This window comes from Symbiobacterium sp., from assembly GCF_040797425.1.
GTDB lineage: Bacteria > Bacillota > Sulfobacillia > Symbiobacteriales > Symbiobacteriaceae > Symbiobacterium.
Genome location: NZ_JBFNEH010000017.1, coordinates 1 through 16,615, shown reverse-complemented (window position 1 = coordinate 16,615; position 16,615 = coordinate 1). Strand labels below are relative to the sequence as shown.

Genomic DNA, 16,615 nt, shown 5'->3' with positions numbered 1-16,615 from the left:
CAGGGGTTCCGTCATCTGTGGAACGACGCAATCTGGGGCTAATCCGACGGGTGAACACCGCCGGCGCCGGGGGCCGATGACAGCTTCTCCGCCACCGTTTCCATAGGTGCGGGCTGTCCCCACAAGAAGCCCTGGCCCAAGGTGATACCCGCTGCCCGAAGCCGTTCGACTGCCGTTTCCGACTCGACGCAGCTGGCCACCAACCGGATGTTCGCTGACCGGCAAGTCGCGCGAACGGCCTCGACGAAGCTGGCGCGCCCGGCTTCGTCCAGCAGTTGCTGCAGATAACCGCTGTTTACTTTCGCCACGTCGACCGGAATCCTGCGCAGCCGCTCCAGCGAGGTGGCGCCGTCCAGACCAAAGTGATCGAGGGCGAACCAGCAGCCGAGGCTCCTCAGCCGTCTGCCCCAGGCTTGAACCCGTTCTACGTCTGCTTCTGTGGCGACCTCTGCCACCTCGAACATCAGTTGACCGGACCGGAGTTGTCGGGCGCGCACGGCCTGCTCGATCCGTTCCATCGTGTCGTCATGCCTGATGGTCTGCAGCGACAGGTTGGTTGCCACGCACAGGCCGGGATGGCCGGCCAGGGTCTGGAGCACCGCCTCCACGACCCAGAGGTCCAGATGGGGCATCAGGCCGAAACGGAACGCGTAGGGGAGGAACTCCCCCGGGAGGAGCAGCCCCCCGTGATCGTCCTTCATCCGCAGGAGGGCTTCCCAGTACTGGACCGAACCGTCGGCCAGCCGGATCACGGGCTGATAGTGCAGAACGAGACGGTTGGTCGCAGCGGCCGACTGGATGCGCCGCCTCCACACGTCCTGGTCCTGGCTCTCGGGACCGGCGGGAGGGTCAGCAGCGGTTGCAGCGTGGTCCTGGCCGATGGACGGCGCTGCATCCGCCAGGACGACCACCTGGTCTGACTGTGCCTCTCCAGAGAGCACGGCCAACTCGATGGAGATGGACAGGGTGATGCCCGGAATGCCGGCCAGAGAGGTTCGCAGGGCTTCAAGCAACCTTTCCCCGACACGGCGCGCACCGTCCAGGTCGACGCTCTGCAACACGACCTCAAACCTGCCGTGCGCCCGTCGAGTCACTTGATCCTCGGATTGCACGACCTCCCGGATGGCGGCGCGCACGGCCACGTCGCTGGCGTCTTCCTCAGCTGCCGACTCCAGACGATCCACTGTCAGGCGCAGCATCGCATCGGCACCCCGGGCCTGACGGGTGGCTGCCGCGTCGATGTCACGTGAACGGGGCCAGACACGCCTTCGCACTCTACGACACTCCTTCGGTAGCAGTAGTGGCCAGTTCCTGTTCCCTCGGCCTCAGCTGTCAACCGAGTTTCCCATCCCGTACTGGGGCAGGTCGGGTGGGCAGAACGGGTCACCGCCCTGGTTGGGTGATGTGGACTGGGTCACGTTGATCACGCCCTGGTAATTGGATTCGATTTGAACGTTTCGTACCCGCTGGGCGAGGGTGCGGGACCAGTCACCGATACGGACCGGCGTGGGCACAGTGGCTGTGCCCACACGAATCCGGCCACCGGGCTCGACCTCCAGAAGGAGGGAGTCGTTGAGGGACGCAGCCACGGTCTCCACAGTGACGGCGGAACTTGCCTTGACTCGGGAGTCACGCAGGTAGTTCACCTGTACGCTTCCCCTAGCCCGGATCACGCTCTGTTCTGCCCCGGACCCGTGGATCACGACGTCGCCGTCCGCATCGACCTCCGAGCCAATCAGGACGTAGGTATGCACCGGGGCATCTCTGCCGCCGGCCCCCAGGAGATCGATGGTCCGATGTGCGGCTTCGGCCAGGGCGTCGGTGAACTGAACGATCTCCGCGATGGAGGGGAGGGCACCGGTGTACAGCGCGTGCTCCAGGGCGTTGAGGACGGCCTCCGCGTTCACCTGCGCTTCCTGGATGTTGAGGCCCGCGAGGATCCGGCGGGCGCTGCGAATCCGTCGCTGCAGGGGACCGAACTGTTGCTGAGCCAGCAGGAGCATGACCTCGCCGAAGGACCGGGACCGTGTGAGTTCGGCGTAGCGAGGATGGCCAACGATTTGCTTGGCGTACTCGCACATCTGCGTCAGGTCTGTCAGGATCGCCTGCACCTGCTGCTGGAACTGCATGAGCAAGATACGCGTCGCCCGGGTGGTAAGGCGCGCCCACTTCACGGATCGGTCCACCCAGATGCCCTGGCGGGCCTCCAGCGTTGCACCGTGGACCGAACCTTTCACCCAGATCCATCCGCCGGCCTGGAGCGTCACTCCGCCGCTCACGTCACCCTCGACCACCACATCGCCTTCGAAGCGGTAGGGCTCAGTGCTTTCCACGAGTGGGCCGCTCAGCTTTGTCACCGGGACGATGGCGACCCGGCAGACGTCGGGCTCGATGGAGAGCAGCACAGGGCGCCCAGATGCGGTGGCCACTACTTGGGTGCCGTCGGCGTCGGGTTGTGTGCCAGATCCTGCACGCAAGCTGACCTGCGGTGCAGGGGGTGGCTGCAGGAGCCGACCCGTCACATCGTACCCGGGTCGCCCTTCTTCGTGAGGGATCAGGCGAGCCAATACCTGACCCGGTTCGACCTGAACACGGTGTAATGGCTACGCAGTTAACAGTGCAATGAACTTTTGCTACACTTTCGTACTCATGAAACTTTGATCCGAATGGTAGTTGATACCTATGCAGGAATGGAAGGAATCCCCCAAAGGGCCTACGGCGTTCCGATGTACGCAGGCGTGTGCCGTGCGGAACTTGGACGCCCGGCTACCGAGACTGACGTTCTCCTCCGGCCGCTAACCGCACGCGCTTCCGTTACAGGTGAGCGGACCCGCAAATCACTGTTGACAGAGTACACGGGAAACAGTAGAATCCACTTCAACGACGATCTTAATAAAACAGATCGGTGTACTCGGAATTTGGGGGAGGGTACTGCATGTTAGGGACTCTGCTGGCCGGGGGACTGACGGGGGTCTTGTTCGGATTCGTGCTTCAGCGGGGACGGTTCTGCATGACCAGCGGGTTCCGGGACCTTTACCTCACCCGCGACGCCACCCTGTTCAAGGCCTACGTGCTCTCGCTGGCCGTCCAGTCGACGGGCGTCTTTGCCCTGCACGCCGCGGGCATCATCCAGTTCGGGCAGGATCCATTCCAGTGGCTGGCCGCGGGCGTGGGCGGACTCATCTTCGGCCTCTCGCTGATCCTTTCAGGCGGCTGCGCCTCGGGGACGTACTACCGCATCGGGGAAGGCATGGTGGGCTCGCTGGTGGCTGCCGTGTTCTATGGCATCGGCGCCCTCGCCAGCCGGGGCAGCGGTGCCCTGACGCCGATCGTGCAGCGCATCCAGGGCCCGATGGTCACGCTGAACGGTTCCACGAGCCTCTACGGGGCGCTGGGGGTGAGTCCGTGGCTGCTCGTGGCGGCGCTGTGGCTGGTCTCCCTCGCCTTCCTGATCGGCGCACGCCGGGCCCCGGCGCCCGCCTGGCGCACCCCGGTGGAGGAGGGCCGCCACCCGCTCTGGCGGGCGGTCTTCGGCCGGGGCTGGTCCTGGCCGGTGACGGGCCTCGCGGTCGGCCTCGTGGCGGTGATTGCCTGGCTGACCTCCATCAGCACGGGCCGGATGGCCGGCCTGGGCATCACCGGTCCCACCGCCGGGCTCCTCCGGTTCCTGGTGGCCTCGGGCGACGCCTCCGCCCTGGACTGGGGCAGCTTCCTGGTGCTGGGCATCCCCGTGGGCAGCTTCATCGCCGCCAGGGCCGCCGGTGAGTTCCGCCTGCGGGCCCCGGGTCCCGCCCGCCTGCTGCAGCACATCGTGGGCGGGCTCGGCATGGGCTTCGGCGCCACCCTGGCCCGGGGCTGCAACATCGGCAACGGCCTCACGGCGGTGTCCCAGTTCTCGCTGAACGGCTGGACGGCCACCCTGTTCACCATTCTCGGCACCTGGCTCGGGGCATACCTGTTCCTGGTGCTGCCCGCCCGTCGGGCGGAGGCGCGGCAGGCCGCCCTGCCCGGCCTGGCCCACGGCGACTGAGCAAGGAGGGACGCGACGTGGTGAAGGAACTCGTGGTGGATGTGCTGGGGGAACCCTGCCCCTACCCGCTGGTGATCGCCAAGCAGAAGATCAACCTGGTGGAGCCCGGCGGTCGGCTGGTGATCGACTTCGACTGCAACCAGGCCACCGAGTCGCTCCCCCGATGGGCCACCGGCGCAGGGCACGTGATCGAGTCATTCGCCAAGACCGGCCCGGCGCAGTGGCGCATCGTGATCCGGAAGCGGGGAGACGCGCCGGAGCGCATCACGCCGGAGGACTACAGCTGCACCATCCCCAGCGAGCGGTGACCGCAGGCGCTCTGAGGCTATCCGGACCCGGCGCAGGCTGAAGCGGGAAGCGGCCCCGATGCTCCGTGACCCCGCCCCATGGGAGGGCGGGACGGAGAGCGGGGCCGCATCGTGATGCAATCCGGGCGGTGTCCGGGCGATCTGGCTGGGATGGCGACCGGCGGGGTGGGGGTCGCGGCCCCTCGGGAACGCGCGCCACGCCCTGGAGCAGGGGAGCGTCTGAACGGCGGGCGCGTGCGCAGCCCGTTGGCGGCAGCCCCTGTGGTGCGGCGCGCGAGTTGAGAAAAATTTCGCGAGAAACCGGAAGGGCAGGCCCCCCTCTGTGGCGAAAGACGTAAGACGCCCAGGATCATCTCTCACGAAAGGGGTCGATCGCATGAGCGCGAAGAAGATCCTGATGATCGTCGGCGACTTCGTCGAGGACTACGAGGTGATGGTTCCCTTCCAGGCGCTGCAGGCTGTCGGCCACACCGTGCACGCCGTCTGCCCCGGCAAGAAGGCGGGGGAGAAGGTGCGCACGGCCATCCACGACTTCGAGGGTGATCAGACCTACAGCGAGAAGCCCGGCCACAACTTCACGCTCAACGCTGATTTCGACCAGGTGGAGGCCGAGTCGTACGACGCCCTGGTGATCCCGGGCGGTCGGGCGCCGGAGTACCTGCGGCTGAATGACCGGGTGCTGGCGATGGTGCGCCACTTCGCCGAGGCCAACAAGCCCATCGCCGCCATCTGCCACGGGGCGCAGCTCCTGGCGGCGGCGGGGGTCCTGAAGGGCAAGGCCTGCTCTGCCTATCCGGCCTGCAGCCCCGAGGTGGCGCTGGCGGGCGGCGAGTACGTGAACATCGAGGTGGACCAGGCCCACACGGACGGCAACCTGGTGACCGCCCCGGCGTGGCCCGCCCATCCGGCCTGGATCGCCCAGTTCCTGAAGGTGCTGGGGACGAAGATCGAACCGTAGGCTGTTCACAACAAGGCCCTCCGCCCCGGAGCACGGGGCGGAGGGCTTTTGCGCATCCATCCACGGGCCTCAGACCCCGGTTCCTCATGCCAGAGGAACCAGATCCGTCGGCAGGGGTTCGTCCGCCACATGCGCAGCTACCACGCCGGCGAAGAGGTCCGGGTCCTGCAGGCACCACGTGTGGCCGGCGCCGGGGACCAGGCAGGCCCGGGCGCGGGGCAAGGTCTGCGCCAGTTGCCGCGCGCAGGTGCGCAGCAGCCGGAGTTCCCGCTCGCCCACCAGGGCCAGGAGCGGCACCGGCGAGGTCGCCAGCGCCGGCGGCAGCTGAAACGACATGTTCTCCGCCACGACCGCCTCGAGCCCCGCGGCGGAGGCCTGCAGGGTGTCGGTGCGAAACTGCCCCATGTAGGCCGGCGGGATGCCGAGCTGCCGGGCGTTGGCGCGGATCATCCAGTCCCGACGGGCCAGGGGAAACGTGAGCCGCAGTACGAACCGGTAAGGGCCCACACCGGGCAGGGAGCGGGTGAGGGTCCCCGAGACGACGGCGCGGCCCACCAGATCGGGGTGGCGGGCGATCAGGTGCAGGGCCGTCTGCGCGCCCAACGAGAGGCCAACCACGTGAACCGGCCCGCCGCTGGCCCCGGTGCGGATCAACTCGGCCAGGCGGTCGACGGCGCCCGCAAAGGAGAAGCGGTCGCAGGACAGCCGGCCGTGGCCGGGCAGGTCCGGCACCAGGCAGCGAAAGCGGTCCTCCAGGCGCCGGACCACGGGCTCCCACATCCACCCGCTCACCCCGCCGCCGTGGAGGAAGAGGATCGGGGGGGCAGTCGGCGGTCCGGAGACCTGGCACGGCAAGGACATGGCGATCACTCCCGCACCGCTGCGGGCGCAGGTTCCTGGGGCGGCTGGCCCAGGTCAGCCGTGCAGTGGGCACAGCGCACGGCCTTGAGGGGGATGGTGGACAGGCAGTAGGGGCACTCCTTCGTCTTCGCCGGCTCGGGCGGGGGCGTGGGACGCCAGCGGTTCACCTGGCGGACCAGCAGGAAGACGGCAAAGGTAACGATGAGGAAGTTGATGACGCTGTTGAGGAAGGCGCCGTAGGCGATCACGGGGGCGCCGGCCTCCCGGGCCGCGGCCAGCGAGTCGTACTGCGTGCGGCTCAGGTTGAGGTAGAGGCTGGAGAAGTCTACCTTGCCCACGATGAAGCCGAGGGGCGGCATCAGCAGGTCGTTCACCAGGGAGTTCACAATCTGGTTGAAGGCTGCACCTACCACCACGCCGACAGCCAGGTCGAGCACGTTTCCTTTCAGGGCGAACCGCTTGAACTCTGTGAGCATGAGAATTCCTCCTGTATCGCCAGTTCGCCCTTATTGTAGCCTATCCCGGGCTCGCCGGGAGCCGGCTTTCACTGCCGGAGCGCCCGGACCAACGGGATGATGGTCAAGGGCAAGACGCCCGCAACCGCCGCGATCGCCGTGCCCGCGCACCGCATCCCGGGTGGCTCTCCCCCTGCCGCGGCCGCACCTGGTGCAGCCGCGGCCGCACGTCATAACAGACTCATCAGGAACACCAGCACCAGCACGTTCGCAGCGAGCACCAGCAAGACCTTCGGCAGAACCGTCCCGGGCCAGAGCGCCAGGACCACGAGGAGGAGCAGGGCCGGGGCCACCAAGTTCCGATTCCACAGGTTCCGCGCGCCCGTCCGCCCCCCGATCGGCCCGGCAGCGGCGGGTTCCGTCGACTCGCCGGGGCGAACGTCCAGGGGCGGGGGCCGCCTCCGGGTGCGGTAGCGGAAGGCCGCAAGCCGAACGGCGAAGAGCAGGTCGTCTTCGGCGACGTTGCCGTAGCGGGCGGCCTGGGGATTGCCGAACTCGACCTCCAGCCGCGCGTAGAGCCGCCCCAACTCCATGAGCTCCCCCCGGGCGTTGAGGCGCGCCGTCAGTCCCAGGTTCCCGCTCCGCAGCTGGGCCAGCACGGTCTCCATCCGCTCCCGGATGAGCCGGCGCCAGTGCGGGCGGCGCGGGCGCCCGCAGGCCAGCGCGCACTCCAGGTACTGGACCAGCAGCATCTCCTTGTCGGTGGGCAACCGGCCTTCCTCGTCCAGCGGCGCCAGCAGGTCGACCACCTTCTGGCAGGCGTTGCGGGTACGGTAGACCTGTGCGAGCCGCCAGGCCGCACCCCGCTGCAAGGGGTAATCCGCCACCGCCCGCTCCCAGGTGGCAACGGCCTCCCGGAACCGCCCCATCTTCCGCCAGCACTCGCCTACCAGGTAGAGCAGACCGGCGCGCAGGTTGCGGCGACTGTCGCCCACACGTTCCACCGCGGCGGAGAGTGCCGCGGCGGCGGTTGCTGGGTCGGTCCGCTCCAGCAGGTCTGCGAGGAGGTCGGGAAGGGTGGAGTCCCGAAGGAGCGCCTCGACCCCGTGGTGCCAGGCGCCCTCTTGGTCGCCGGCTTCCAGTGCGGCCTGCGCCAGCCGGATGTGGGGGTCGGGGTCGGCCGGGTCGGCTGCCGCGGCCGCCTTCCACGCGGCCACGGCGCTCTCCATGTCGCCTTCCTCCCGCCACCACTCGCCGAACCACCAGAGGGCGACGGCCCGCGCGACAGCGGGCAGACCTGCGAGCTGTTCCTCCAGGACGGCAGGGCCGCCATCTTGCAGGGCCTCCCAGAGCCCCCGCCGCGGCTGCGCCGCGTTCGGATCGAGGTGCAAAGACGACCGGAAACGGGAGGCCGCCTCATCCCGCCGGCCGGCCTGGAGCAGGCACCGGCCGAGGAGCCAGTGCATGGCGGCGTCTCCCGGCCACCGGGAGACGGTGGCCTCCGCCGCACGGATGGCCTCGTCGCACTGCTCCAGCCGCAGGAGGGCGAGCGGCAGGCGGAAGTGGGCCCAGCGGAACAGCGGGTCAATGGCCAGCGCCGCCTGGTAGTGCGCCACCGCCTCGCTGTACTCCCCGGTGAGCTCGGCGGCGTACCCCAGGTACGTGCGCCGCCAGGCCTCGTCCACCCGGCCCTCGATCCGGTTCATCAGCGCCGTGATTTCGGCCGTCTGGCCCCGCTCCTCCAGCACGTCGCCCAGCTGGTCGGCGTAACGGCGCACCTCCTCGGGACTGGCCGCCGCGTCCACTGCCCGGTGGAGCCAGGCAACCTGCCCGTCGGGGTCGCTCCGTCTGGCCGCGACCTGGGAGAGGGCGTGGAAAACCGGGGCCGACGGGGACGTACGGGCCAGCTGCTCCAGCACCTCCTCTGCGCCGTCCCGGTCGCCGGCCTCCAGCAGCAGGTGGGCGAACGCGAGCTGGTCCGATGGGTCCTCCCCCAGCAGCTCGGCCGCCCTGCGCCCCCAGCGGACCGCCTCGGCCGCGTCGTGCTCCAGCCACTCCTCGGCCAGCGATCCCAGGCCGAGGCCGTCGACGGCCGCCTCGGCCTCCTCGCAGAGGCGCGTGAGCAGCGCCCTCGCCTCCTCGTCCCGTCCCAGCCGTACCAGGGCGGAGGCGGCCAGCGGCCCGAACCGGCCAGGGGCGCCCATCTCCCGCAGGGCGCTTTCCGTGGCCGCGAGGGCGTCTTCGTGGCGGCCGCACTCGAGCAGCAGTTCGACCAGGCGGTGTCGCAGGTCGAACGACCCGGGTGTGAGGGGGCTCGCCTGAAGGAGGGCCACCGCCCTTTCCGCCTGGCCCAGCTCCTGGTAGCGTCCGGCCAGCTCGTTCAGGAGGACGTCCGAGTGGGGGTCCTGCGCCACGGCCATGCGCAGGGACCGCAGGGCGGCCCGGCGCTGCCCCAGTGCCCAGTGCACGTGGGACCGGCGCCACCACGCCCAGGGGTAGACGCGCTGCCGCCGCAGCGCCTCGCGGAGCGCCCTGAGGGCAGCGTGCAGGTCCAGGGCCAGGTACAGCACCTCACCGACCTTGCCGATGGCCTCCGCCGGGGCCGATGCCTGTCCCCACGCGGCCAAGGCCAGCTGCCGGGCACGGGGAGCGTCGTGCTCCACCCAGGCCCGGGCCAGTTCGGCCAGGCGCCTGGGGTCCCCTTCACGGGTCAGCCTGGAGGTGAGGTAGTCGAGCAGCGGCACGGGCTGCTCCAGCTTCTCCGCGGCCGCAAGGGCCCAGTCCAGCGGGTCTTTCCAGTCGGGATCAAGCTCCAGCGCCCGATCAATCTGGCGGATGCCCTCGTCGACCTCGCCCTCGAGCAGCAGGAAGCGACCGAAGCGGGCCCGGATGTAGGCGTGGTCCGGACGCTCGCGAACGAGCCGGGAGAGCAGGGCACGGCCCTCGTCCCGGCGGCCGGTCATGCGCAGCGCTTCGGCCGCGAACGGGCCGAACCGCCAGTCATCCGGGAACTGGTGCATCCCGCTCTGCGCCGCCGCCAGCGCGTCGGGCCACTGGTGCTGCGCCCCTAGGAGGACCGCCAGAGAATACTGCAGGTCTGCCGAGGTGGCCAGAAGGGGGCTCGAGCGGAGGAGGGCGACGGCTCGCTCGAGCTGGCCGGTGTCGCGGTAGAGGTCGGCCAGCCTGTCCACCAGGTGTGCGCCGTCGGGCTCCTGGGCGATGGCGATGCGCAGGCAGCGGGCGGCCGCCCGGTACTGCCCCAGCGCCCAGTGGGCCTCGGCGCGCATCCACCAGGCCCAGGGGTAGAACGGCTCCTCCCGGAGGACCGCGCGGAAGGCCGCCACGGCTTCCGCAGGTCGCCCCTGGCGGTGGCGCAGGTGGGCGAGGTCGGCGGCGATTCCGGGGGAGGGCTCCATCTCGTAGGCCGCCAGGAAGAGCGCTTCGGCCCGCTCCAGGTTGCCGGCCTGGCCTTCCACCTGGCCCCAGCACTGCAGGGGAGTGGTGCTGTGCGGGTCGGCGATGGCCGCCTTGCGGAAGAGCCGGCGGGCCTCCTCGAGTGACTCCCTGCGGGCGGCCGATCCGAGGATGACCAGCGCCTCGGACTGCAGCCGGCCCGGGTGCTCCCGGACGATGGCCGCCGCCCGGTCGTCCTCGTCCATGTGCATCAGGTGCTGCGCCACTTCCAGCCGGATCTGCCGGTGCCGGGGATAGTGGGCCAGCAGCCAGTCTGCGGCAGCCAGGGCCCCGGTGCGGGAGCCCAGGCGGGGCCAGACCCGCAGGCGGAAGAGGGCCCGGGCAAGCGTGAGCTCGCCCTGGTCGATCGCTTCGAACAGGATCCGGGCCTCCTCACGGCGCCCTGCCGACAGGTGTTCCCAGCAGGACTGCATCCGACGGATGGCGGCGTCGTCCTCGGGCGGCAGCACGTCCAGCAGGGCGGCCGACTCCGGCGGAACGAACGCCAGGGCCCAGTAATCGGAGTGGGCGTACACCTCGTCGAAGCCGGTCAGCCGCAGGTGGCGTCGCCTGAAAGAACCCGGGTCCTGGATGTAGAGCCACGTGTCGTCGTAGCCCACGCAGATGTGGACGTGCGCCCCGCCTGCCCATTCGATCCCCAGGATGGGCGGCACGCCCCGGTCGATGAGGGCCTTCACGCGGTCGGGGGTCGCCCGGAAGGTGCGGGCCACCCAGCCCTCCTGTTCCAGGTACCGGAGGGCCCGGAAGAGCGGCGTGCCGGACTGCCCTTTCATGACGGCCCTGCCCACGGCGCGCTGATCCGCAGGCCGGCCGTAATAGGCCAGGACCATGGCCAGACAGGCCGGGAAGCAGTGGTTGTGCCCCTGGACCATGGGCGGGACCGGAAGGCGCTTGCCGGGCTCATGCATCATCGCGCGGGCGCGGCGCAGCATGCGGGCGGCGCGGTGCCTGGGGAGAATGGCCGCGACCCGCTCCAGCACTTGCTCGGCCTGGTCGGTGCGGCCCACGGTCCAGGCGGCCGACGAAAGCTGCAGGAGGAGGCGCGGGTGCTCGGGGAACTGGTCGCAGGCGGTCTCCAGCGTCCGCAGGAGGTCGTCTGCCCGGCCCAGGTGCTCCAGGCAGAGGGCCAGCAGGAAGTAGGGGCGGGGGTCGTCGCCGTGCGCTTCCAGGTATTGTGAGACGCCTTCGGCGCACTCCTCCCAGCGGTGCTCGTAGGCGAGGAGGGAGAGGCGGATGTAGGTGAGCTCGCCTTCGGCCTCCGGGCCCGCCTGGGCGGCCAGCCGGGCAGCGCGCTCGATGGCCCCGGCGGCGCTCCGGAACCGGCGACGTGCGGCGTAGGAGGCGGCCAGCAGGCCGAGCGCCTCCGACCGCTGGGCCGGGGTCCAGCTTTCGGACTCGACCCAGGGGGTGAGGATCTCCTCGGCCTCCAGGTAGCGGCCGCGCTCGAGGTAGGTGGCCGCCAGGTAGAGCGTGACCTGGGCGGGGCAAGGGTCGATGCGGGCCGCACGCCGCACCAGGCGCAGCTCAAGACCATAGCAGAGCGCCGCACTCGCCACCCGGGCGGCGACGAGCAGCTCGTCTGCAGTCTGGGCGGTGCGGGCCAGTGCGCGGAGCTGCTCGATACACGCCGCGTACTGGTGTGCCCTGAGCTGGGCGGCGCAGCGCTCGAACACAGGTTGCATACATATCCTCCAATGCTGAAATGTCTACCCGCCAAGTGTACTACAAACGGCGCCTCGGGGCCAGGGCTTCCGGGGGGCGCGGCGGAGAGCCCACGCCGCGTGGTCGACGATGGCTCTCCTGCTCGCGCGGGTCGGTCGGACGGGTGGGCGGCCGTGCCGGGCGCTGGCGGACTCCGCTCTCGTTGGCGCCGGCTCACGCCAGGTCGATCCCGGGGTCGCCCACGCCCGGACTCACCTGCCAGAAGGGGGTGTCGATGTAGTCCCGGTCGTCGATGGCACTGAAGAGGTTCGGCGCTCGGCCGCTGTCGCCGGTGATGGAGTTTCCGCCGCTCAGCGACTTGCTCTGGCTGCCGAAGCCGATCAGCAGATTGGTGCCGATGGTGAAGGCCGACGAGGACTCGATGCCGTTCACCTTGATCATGTGGATGTGGAACTCGACGGTCACGCGCCTTCCCCCTTTCCAGACACCATATGCCCGAGTCGCATAGTGTGGAGATAGCGGCGGGGGCCGCAGTCGGCGGAGGTGATGGCGGGTGGATCATCTGCATTTCGGGGTTGTGGAGGTGGCAGACGTCGCGGGCGTGGTCGCCGTGGGCCGGACCGTCATCCGCGGCGCCGGGTCGTCGGGCAAGGGCACGGTGGGCGCCAGCGTCGTCACGGGCGACCTGGGCCGGGCCGCGGTGGGGTTCGGGTGGATCGGCGACGACGACGGCATCGACGCCGGCGCCTGGGGCCTGACCCCGTCCGCACAGGGTCCGGCCGCTGGGAGTGACCGTCGGTGATGTACGGCTTTGCGCCCGCCGTGCCGCCCAACCTCGGTCCCAGCTACTCGGCGCCGGTCATCAACATCTGGGCCTTCAAGGTGAACGGCGTGAGTACCAGCGGGGTGGTGGGCACAGGCGTCACGGACGTGTCGTTCCCCACCAGCAACAGCAAGGGCAACTCGCTCCTGGACTTCCTGGGCGACGGCTCTTGGGGCGGGGTCTGGTACGGGCTCCTGGCCGACGCGGACTGGTCCGACACCCCCTACGCCAACATCACAGGGTTCCAGGTTGGGGGGTGACCGGCTTGCCGTTCCCTTGCTGGTCGCCCGGATACGCTTCCGCAGCCGCGAACGTGGGCCTGATGCAGGTGAACGGGTTGAGCGGGGGTTCGGTGAACTTCGGCCTCTCCCGGGTTGCGGGCGGTGACGGCGGCGGGGGCTGCAGCAACCAGTTCATCGGCATCCAGGGAGACTGGGCTTCGGCGTGGATCAACCAGGGGCTGATCTACTCGCTGTCTGCAGGTGCCCCCTCCGCCGCAGGCGCCCAGCCGGGTGTGCAGCCGGATGCGGGGGTCCCCGAGGCGGCGGCTGCACGACCGGGCGGAGGGTTATCGCGGGGAGCCGTCACACGCCCTGGCGTCGGGGTCCGTACCGGGGCCGGTACCCAGCCGGGTCCGGGGGTACGTTCCGGTAACCGCACCATGCCGGGAAGCGCCGTCCGCGTGCCCCTTTCGGCCGGGACGGTCGCCGCCGCGGGCCCGGCGAACCCCGCCACCTTCCGCTTCCGGTGGGACCACCAGGAGGCGGCAGCCCGCGGCGGCGAGGGGCCGAAGGAGGGACGGCATGAGCGGGCACCGTCCGTCGCACCCAGAGGGCGGCCCCGGGCTGCCCAACGTGCCGGAGCTTCTGCGGCAGCTCGATGAGGCAGTCAGGACGCTGGACCGCCTCGCGGCGGCGCTCGAGGCGATGGTGGCGCGCCCGCCGGTGCAGATGCAGGTGGAGCACCTGGATGTCGGGACGCTGGCCTTCCACCTGGGCGATATCGACGTGCAGGAGCTGGCGGGCGAACTGAACATCGGGATCACGCACAGCCTGCGGCTGGCGCCGCCCACGCCCCGAAACGGGGGAGGGGGCGGAGGCGAGGGCCGCGAGGGTACCTCCGCCGCACAGGCGGCGCCGACCAGCGGGGGGCGGGCTTCGGGCGAAGAGGGCCAGTCCCGGCGCCAGAGTCGCAAGGAGGCGCCCGCCGCGCACCGGGAGCGGCAGGGTGGCAAGGCCGTACCGGCTCAAGGCGGTTCGTCTCGTGCGAAAGCACTGGGGACGCCAGGAGCGGAGGGGGGCGTGAAGCCCGCACCGCCACCGGGTGGAAGCGCCGTCCGGGCGCTGCCCAACAGCGTGGTCAGCCGCCGCCGGGCGCTGGCACGCCCCGATCCCGCCGCTGCAGAGGCCAAGTCCCCGCCGCCCGGGCCGGCGCACAATCCGCCGCCGCACGACTCCACCCGCTGCGTGCAGGTCTGGCCCCCGCCCCGGGCCGAAGGGAGCGAGAGAGATGACAACCATGCACGAGGGACCACCCCCTGAACGGGCCGGACCGCCGGTGGACCTCGTCCGCCGGGGCGATCGCCTGATCCTGCTGGCCGCGGTGCCCGGGGTCAGGCCCTCCGACCTGTGGGTGAGCATCGTGGGTGACCGGCAGGTGCTGCTGGAGGGCACGGTCGCCTACCGGCACCCGCTGCCCCGGGAGAGCCTCGCCCTGGGCGAGCGCACCTACGGCCCCTTCTCCCGGACGGTCCACCTGCCCCTGCCGGTGGACGCCGGCCAGGTCGCCGTGTCGCTTCAGGACGGCGTGCTCACCCTGGACATGCGCGTGCGGGCCGAGGCGGTCCATCTGCACTGGCAGCCGAGGGAGGCGGGGAGACTTGAACGACACGGGTAGCGCCATCGAGCGCATCGCAGAGCAGCTGGAGGCCCTGGGCGAGGCGATCAGCGCTGACCTCTGGCGGGAGCTGGGGCGGGCCGGGACCCCGCCGAAAAAGGTTCCGCAGCCCCGGGGGAGAGCCGGCGGCGCCGCCCGGACCGCCGCCCGCACGGGGCCGCCGCTGGATATCTACGTCACGCCCCACGAAGTCGTGGTGGAGGCGGTCCTTCCCGGGTTGACGAGTCCCCAGCAGGTAAGCGTGAGCCTCGTGGGCCCCACCGAGTTGCTCATCGAGGCGTACCTCCCCGACCGCCTGCCCGACGGGCTGTACTTACAGCGCGAGCGCTTTACCGGGTACTGTTCGCGCCTCGTCACGCTGCCGGCCCCTGTCCGGCCGGCGGCCGCCGCGTCATATGAGGACGGCTTGCTGGCCCTGCGCTTTCAAAGGGCCAGCCCCGGGACCGGGAGTGACGGGGTGGCGGTGCTGCACGTGCCCGATAAGGTGGGATGAGGACGGGGTCACCGTGCGCTGCGGGTGTTCCGCCCGGTGGGATGAGGACGGGGTTACCGTGCGCTGTGGCTGTTCCGCCCGGGGGGGGAGGACGGGGTTACCGTGCGCTGTGGCTGTTCCGCCCGGGGGGATGAGGACGGGGTTACCGTGCGCTGTGGCTGTTCCGCCCGGGGGTCCGAGGTACGGGGCATCCAGCAGCCCACGGTTCCTTGCCCGGGCCGGGGTCGGGTATACCCGGCAGCCCGCCGCTCCCCTTGCCCCAGGGCCCCGCCGTCCGCACCCGGCGGCCGACCCCGCACGTTGATCCCCCGGCGGTGGTGCGGTAAACTTCACCCAGATGGACGCACCCGGGGGGATCGCACCATGCCGACGGACACCGCTGCGGAGTTGCTCGCCCTCTTCGCCGCCGCGGGCGACAGCTGGGTGAGCGGAGAGGCCATCTCCCGCAGGATCGGAGTGAGCCGCACTGCCGTCTGGAAGCATGTGGAGGCGCTGCGGGCCCTGGGCTACCAGGTGGAGGCTGCCCCCCGCAAGGGCTACCGGCTGATCGCCCGGCCCGACCTGCTCACGCCTGAGGAAGTGAGCGCCGGCCTCACCACCCGGCGCCTGGGCCGGGTCATCGAGTACCGGGAGACGGTGGGCTCCACCAACGACCTGGCCAAGGACCTTGCCCGGAAAGGCGTGCCCGAGGGCCTGCTGGTGCTGGCCGACCAGCAGACGGCGGGCAAGGGGCGCCTCGGTCGGTCGTGGCTTACCCCGCCCGGGGCGGCGATCGCCATGTCGCTGGTGCTGCGCCCGGCCCTGCCCCCCCACGAGGCGCCCCGCATCACGCTGGCGGCGGCCGTGGCGGTGACGGAGGCCGTGCGGGATATGACCGGCCTCCCCGCGGGCATCAAGTGGCCCAATGACGTTCAGCTGGAGGGTCGGAAACTCTGCGGCATCCTGACCGAGATGGAGGCCGAACTGGACCGGGTCGCCTTCGTGGTCCTGGGCATCGGCGTGAACGTCGGCCTGAGGCGGGAGCAGATGTCCCCGGCGCTGCGGGAGACGGCGACCTCGCTGGCGCTCGAGGGCGCGATCGGCGTGCGCCGGGCCGTCCTGGTGCAGGCCATTCTGAGCCGGTTCGAGCAAGCCTACGACGATCTGCTGGCCGGCCGGTTCCCCCAGGTGCTCAGCCGCTGGCGTAGCCTGTCGGTGACGCTGGGCCGCCCCGTGAGGGTGCACGGGTTGGGGGGGCAGGTGACCCTGGAAGGCGTCGCCCAGGACGTGGACGACGACGGGGCCCTGCTCGTGCGGGACGCAGACGGCTGCCTGCACCGGGTGCTCTCCGGGGAGGTCTCGCTGCGCCCGGCGTGAGGGAAGCTTTGGTGCGCGCTGTTGAGGCTGCGCCGATCGTCCGGTGTGAGGACATCGGGGCAGCCTTTGCTCATGCCTGCGGCCAGACTAGAGCGATCGGAATAGTTGCCCCCGGGCCGGGGGTGACGGTTCGGGGGTCATGTTCTGGGAGGCCGGGATGGGGTACGAGACGGGGGGAAGGGATGTTTCAAGTACGAAGTGATAGAGAATCGCAGGGGGATGGGGCGGAGGGGTGCGAAAAACTGTCGGAACGGTTGCCCCCGGGTCGGGATCGGCGGTCCGGGGGGGAGGGGCGGGGT

The 16,615-nt window shown here is 70.6% G+C and carries 15 protein-coding genes and 1 pseudogene; 9 read left to right on the top strand and 7 right to left on the bottom strand.

Annotated features, from left to right (window positions below):
- Positions 1–38: 38 nt before the first annotated feature.
- From AB2385_RS07260 to AB2385_RS07250, 3 genes and pseudogenes are all read right to left on the bottom strand, one after another.
- Positions 39–1,274 carry an EAL domain-containing protein gene (locus AB2385_RS07260; protein ID WP_367654288.1) on the bottom strand — a complete coding sequence of 412 codons (1,236 nt, stop codon included), beginning with the start codon at positions 1,272–1,274 and terminating at the stop codon, positions 39–41.
- A gap of 51 nt (positions 1,275–1,325) precedes the next feature.
- The gene (locus tag AB2385_RS07255) at positions 1,326–2,405 is read right to left on the bottom strand and encodes a FapA family protein (RefSeq protein ID WP_367654287.1); all 1,080 of its coding nucleotides are present in this window, start codon (positions 2,403–2,405) and stop codon (positions 1,326–1,328) included.
- 6 nt (positions 2,406–2,411) lie between these two features.
- Positions 2,412–2,576 (bottom strand): annotated as a pseudogene (locus AB2385_RS07250) (flagellar assembly protein A); the annotation flags it as partial.
- Positions 2,577–2,935: 359 nt separating this feature from the next.
- Here AB2385_RS07250 and AB2385_RS07245 point away from each other — a divergent pair.
- The 3 genes from AB2385_RS07245 to AB2385_RS07235 all read left to right on the top strand — a co-directional run bounded on the left by AB2385_RS07245 (position 2,936) and on the right by AB2385_RS07235 (position 5,296).
- A complete protein-coding gene (locus AB2385_RS07245; protein WP_367654286.1) occupies positions 2,936–4,030 on the top strand; it encodes a YeeE/YedE family protein in 1,095 nt (364 codons plus the stop codon).
- Positions 4,031–4,047: 17 nt separating this feature from the next.
- The gene (locus AB2385_RS07240) at positions 4,048–4,338 is read left to right on the top strand and encodes a sulfurtransferase TusA family protein (RefSeq protein ID WP_367654285.1); all 291 of its coding nucleotides are present in this window, start codon (positions 4,048–4,050) and stop codon (positions 4,336–4,338) included.
- A gap of 376 nt (positions 4,339–4,714) precedes the next feature.
- The gene (locus AB2385_RS07235; RefSeq protein WP_367654284.1) at positions 4,715–5,296 is read left to right on the top strand and encodes a DJ-1/PfpI family protein; all 582 of its coding nucleotides are present in this window, start codon (positions 4,715–4,717) and stop codon (positions 5,294–5,296) included.
- A gap of 84 nt (positions 5,297–5,380) precedes the next feature.
- Here AB2385_RS07235 and AB2385_RS07230 read toward each other — a convergent pair whose 3' ends face one another.
- The 4 genes from AB2385_RS07230 to AB2385_RS07215 form a co-directional block, all read right to left on the bottom strand.
- On the bottom strand, positions 5,381–6,157 hold the full coding sequence (locus AB2385_RS07230) for an alpha/beta fold hydrolase (protein WP_367654283.1): 777 nt from the start codon (positions 6,155–6,157) through the stop codon (positions 5,381–5,383).
- A gap of 5 nt (positions 6,158–6,162) precedes the next feature.
- A complete protein-coding gene (gene mscL / locus AB2385_RS07225; protein ID WP_367654282.1) occupies positions 6,163–6,633 on the bottom strand; it encodes a large conductance mechanosensitive channel protein MscL in 471 nt (156 codons plus the stop codon).
- A 209-nt stretch (positions 6,634–6,842) separates the two neighbouring features.
- The gene (locus tag AB2385_RS07220; RefSeq protein WP_367654281.1) at positions 6,843–11,768 is read right to left on the bottom strand and encodes a tetratricopeptide repeat protein; all 4,926 of its coding nucleotides are present in this window, start codon (positions 11,766–11,768) and stop codon (positions 6,843–6,845) included.
- Positions 11,769–11,961: 193 nt separating this feature from the next.
- Positions 11,962–12,213, bottom strand: a complete 252-nt coding sequence (locus AB2385_RS07215) for a spore germination protein (protein ID WP_367654280.1) — start codon at positions 12,211–12,213, stop codon at positions 11,962–11,964.
- A gap of 88 nt (positions 12,214–12,301) precedes the next feature.
- Here AB2385_RS07215 and AB2385_RS07210 point away from each other — a divergent pair, with 88 nt between their 5' ends.
- From AB2385_RS07210 to AB2385_RS07185, 6 genes are all read left to right on the top strand, one after another.
- Entirely contained in the window at positions 12,302–12,550 is a 249-nt protein-coding gene (locus AB2385_RS07210) for a hypothetical protein (protein WP_367654279.1), read from the top strand.
- Positions 12,547–12,831 carry a hypothetical protein gene (locus AB2385_RS07205; RefSeq protein WP_367654278.1) on the top strand — a complete coding sequence of 95 codons (285 nt, stop codon included), beginning with the start codon at positions 12,547–12,549 and terminating at the stop codon, positions 12,829–12,831. Before AB2385_RS07210 ends, AB2385_RS07205 begins: the two co-directional genes overlap by 4 nt.
- Before the next feature lie 543 nt (positions 12,832–13,374).
- Positions 13,375–14,112, top strand: coding sequence for a hypothetical protein (locus tag AB2385_RS07200; RefSeq protein WP_367654277.1), 738 nt, complete (start codon positions 13,375–13,377; stop codon positions 14,110–14,112).
- Positions 14,081–14,467, top strand: coding sequence for an Hsp20/alpha crystallin family protein (locus AB2385_RS07195; RefSeq protein ID WP_367654276.1), 387 nt, complete (start codon positions 14,081–14,083; stop codon positions 14,465–14,467). Before AB2385_RS07200 ends, AB2385_RS07195 begins: the two co-directional genes overlap by 32 nt.
- Positions 14,451–14,960 carry a hypothetical protein gene (locus tag AB2385_RS07190; RefSeq protein WP_367654275.1) on the top strand — a complete coding sequence of 170 codons (510 nt, stop codon included), beginning with the start codon at positions 14,451–14,453 and terminating at the stop codon, positions 14,958–14,960. The genes AB2385_RS07195 and AB2385_RS07190 overlap by 17 nt, the downstream gene beginning before the upstream one ends.
- A 363-nt stretch (positions 14,961–15,323) precedes the next feature.
- Entirely contained in the window at positions 15,324–16,316 is a 993-nt protein-coding gene (locus tag AB2385_RS07185) for a biotin--[acetyl-CoA-carboxylase] ligase (protein WP_367654274.1), read from the top strand.
- The last annotated feature ends 299 nt before the right edge of the window (positions 16,317–16,615 follow it).

Coding starts and splice junctions, on each gene's coding strand:
- AB2385_RS07245 (WP_367654286.1), top strand. CDS start 2,936: ATGTTAGGGACTCTGCTGGCCGGGGGACTGACGGGGGTCTTGTTCGGA.
- AB2385_RS07235 (WP_367654284.1), top strand. CDS start 4,715: ATGAGCGCGAAGAAGATCCTGATGATCGTCGGCGACTTCGTCGAGGAC.
- AB2385_RS07230 (WP_367654283.1), bottom strand. CDS start 6,157: ATGTCCTTGCCGTGCCAGGTCTCCGGACCGCCGACTGCCCCCCCGATC.
- mscL (WP_367654282.1), bottom strand. CDS start 6,633: ATGCTCACAGAGTTCAAGCGGTTCGCCCTGAAAGGAAACGTGCTCGAC.
- AB2385_RS07220 (WP_367654281.1), bottom strand. CDS start 11,768: ATGCAACCTGTGTTCGAGCGCTGCGCCGCCCAGCTCAGGGCACACCAG.
- AB2385_RS07200 (WP_367654277.1), top strand. CDS start 13,375: ATGAGCGGGCACCGTCCGTCGCACCCAGAGGGCGGCCCCGGGCTGCCC.
- AB2385_RS07195 (WP_367654276.1), top strand. CDS start 14,081: ATGACAACCATGCACGAGGGACCACCCCCTGAACGGGCCGGACCGCCG.
- AB2385_RS07185 (WP_367654274.1), top strand. CDS start 15,324: ATGCCGACGGACACCGCTGCGGAGTTGCTCGCCCTCTTCGCCGCCGCG.